Raw genomic sequence first — 2439 nt, 5'->3', positions numbered from 1 at the left:
TAAATTATACATTTTTTTCAAATTTATGGGTACTTTTGTTTTAGTGCGCCGTAAATTTATTTTGTTTCATATAAAAAGGCTGTGATACAAAACGTTAGTTTTGTCACAGCCTTTAAATTACAATTTTATTTTGCGTCTTTGTTTGACATGATACCATCTAACAGACCATAGTCTACTGCTTCTTGAGCACTAAGATAGTGGTCACGTTCGGTGTCTTCTTGAACACGTTCAAAAGGTTGTCCCGAATTGTCAGCTAAAATCTGGTTCAATTGCTTACGAGTCTTTAAAATCTCGGTTGCAGCAATTTCGATTTCAGTCTGTTGACCTTGAGCACCACCGGATGGTTGGTGAATCATAACTTGAGAGTGTGGTAAACCGAATCGTTTACCTTTTGCACCTGAAGATACTAAGACACTGGCCATTGAAGCTGCCATACCAATTACGATGGTTTGAACGTCAGATTTGATGAAGTTCATTGTATCGTAAATAGCGAGTCCTGAGCTAACTACACCACCTGGAGAGTTAATATATAGGTAAATGTCTTTGGTTGAGTCTTGGGCGTCTAAGAAGAGTAATTGGGCAACAATTGAGTTGGCCATGTCATCTTCAATGGGGCCGGATAACATAATAATGCGATCTTTTAATAGTCGTGAGTAAATGTCATAGGCGCGTTCACCACGAGATGATTGTTCAATAACTGTAGGTACTAAGTTCATAAAAGTTTTCCTCCTTTTAGCACTTAAAGATTGTGTTTGCTAAACGTGTAAAGACAGTTTACCGCATAGGTCAAAAAAGGTCAAATAGTTTATCTTGGCAGAAAAAAAGCTTAGTCATCAAGCTGTTGACTAAGCCATTCGAGTTCCGATGCCGCACTTTTTTGATCGAGTTCTTTACGATCATCTTCAATCAATTGTTCTTGTGTGGTTTCGGTCTTTTTTGTATTATCCATAATTAATTCCCCCAAAGTATTTAAAATTTCATTTACTTATTATGAGTAATGCTAGTATATGATTAATTGGTCTAACTGTCAAATAGTATTTTAAGTCTTTAATAACCCTTAATAATTGTTCTTAATTTAAAATTGGTATAGATAGAATGACTGAAGGATTCTGGAAAACTATTGATTTTATTCGGCAATATGACTATAATTGTAATGTTGATTAATAAAACGATGAAATTAAGGAGGCAATTATCATGCGCAAAGCACATCCACATGGAGTACAAGGACGCCGTCCAGTAGCTTCTCAATACAAACAAGCACAAAAAGCCAAGAAGGCTGAAGATATTCGTGCCTGGGCTAAACAAAAGCCAGAAGCTGCTAAGTAAAGCAACCTAACATCACTGAATAGTGGTGTTTTTTTGTATCATGATTGTTTTTTTGTCAGATTGTAATATAATGATAGATAAATACATATTAGGAGATGTTGTTATGTCACGAAAAATCGGTGTTATTGGAATGGGAAACGTTGGTTCGACAGCCGCACATTACATAGTTGCAAATGGGTTCGCAGATGATTTGGTTTTAATTGATATTAATGAAAAGAAGGTTGAAGCAGATGCATTAGATTTCCAAGATGCAATGCCAAACTTGCCATATCATACCAATATTGTTGTTAACGATTATTCTGCTTTAAAAGATGCAGATGTTATTATTTCTGCTTTGGGTAACATTAAGTTACAAGATAATGCAAATGATGATCGGTTTGCTGAATTGCCATTTACTCGCGTGCAAGTTCGAGATGTCGCTGCTAAAATCAAAGCTGCCGGATTTAATGGAATTATTGTTGCAATTACCAACCCTGTTGATGTGATTACTTCAATTTATCAAGAAGTGACTGAATTACCAAAGAACCATGTCATCGGTACAGGAACGTTACTAGATTCTGCACGGATGAAACGGTCAGTGGCTGAAGAATTGAATATTGATTCTCGTTCAGTTGTCGGCTATAACCTTGGTGAACATGGTAATTCTCAATTTACAGCTTGGTCAACGGTACGTGTATTAGGTCACCATATTACTGAACTTGCCAAAGATCGTGGTCTTGATTTGGAAGCTATTGATAAAGAATCTAAATTTGGTGGACACAAAGTCTTCCATGGTAAGAAGTATACCAACTATGGAGTTGCTACAGCGGCAGTTCTATTAGCTAATACGGTGTTGAATGACGCCTTAACTGAGTTGCCAGTTTCTAATTATCGCGAAGAATATGGCACTTATCTCTCATATCCAGCCATTGTTGGACGTGATGGAGTTGTTGAACAAATCCAACTTGACTTAACACAAGAAGAATTAGACAAACTTCAAATTTCAGCTGATTATATCAAAACAAAGTATGCTGAAAGTAAATAAAATAGTGTAAACAAAAGTGGCTGGGAAAAAACTAACCAGCTATAGAAAAATCGACCAAGAATTCTATAATTAATAGAATTTTTGGTCGG

4 protein-coding genes are annotated in these 2439 nt (G+C 36.1%); 2 read left to right on the top strand and 2 right to left on the bottom strand.

The window, feature by feature from the left end:
- Positions 1–125: 125 nt before the first annotated feature.
- Together clpP and FFM59_RS10320 are read right to left on the bottom strand one after the other, a co-directional pair.
- Entirely contained in the window at positions 126–716 is a 591-nt protein-coding gene (gene clpP / locus FFM59_RS09870; protein WP_137602849.1) for an ATP-dependent Clp endopeptidase proteolytic subunit ClpP, read from the bottom strand.
- A gap of 110 nt (positions 717–826) precedes the next feature.
- Positions 827–949 (bottom strand): hypothetical protein, encoded by a 123-nt coding sequence (locus FFM59_RS10320; RefSeq protein WP_263854047.1) that lies wholly within the window; start codon positions 947–949, stop codon positions 827–829.
- Between the two features lie 245 nt (positions 950–1194).
- Between FFM59_RS10320 and FFM59_RS10315 the strand changes: the two genes are divergently transcribed.
- Together FFM59_RS10315 and FFM59_RS09865 are read left to right on the top strand one after the other, a co-directional pair.
- Complete coding sequence (locus tag FFM59_RS10315) at positions 1195–1326, top strand: hypothetical protein (protein WP_263854046.1); 132 nt, start codon at positions 1195–1197, stop codon at positions 1324–1326.
- 103 nt (positions 1327–1429) lie between these two features.
- Entirely contained in the window at positions 1430–2350 is a 921-nt protein-coding gene (locus FFM59_RS09865; protein WP_137602848.1) for an L-lactate dehydrogenase, read from the top strand.
- The last annotated feature ends 89 nt before the right edge of the window (positions 2351–2439 follow it).

Source organism: Paucilactobacillus nenjiangensis, from assembly GCF_005405445.1.
GTDB lineage: Bacteria > Bacillota > Bacilli > Lactobacillales > Lactobacillaceae > Paucilactobacillus > Paucilactobacillus nenjiangensis.
The sequence above is the reverse complement of the archived record's forward strand: the minus strand, read 5'-3'. Positions and strand labels throughout refer to the sequence as shown.

Coding starts and splice junctions, on each gene's coding strand:
- clpP (WP_137602849.1), bottom strand. CDS start 716: ATGAACTTAGTACCTACAGTTATTGAACAATCATCTCGTGGTGAACGC.
- FFM59_RS10320 (WP_263854047.1), bottom strand. CDS start 949: ATGGATAATACAAAAAAGACCGAAACCACACAAGAACAATTGATTGAA.
- FFM59_RS10315 (WP_263854046.1), top strand. CDS start 1,195: ATGCGCAAAGCACATCCACATGGAGTACAAGGACGCCGTCCAGTAGCT.
- FFM59_RS09865 (WP_137602848.1), top strand. CDS start 1,430: ATGTCACGAAAAATCGGTGTTATTGGAATGGGAAACGTTGGTTCGACA.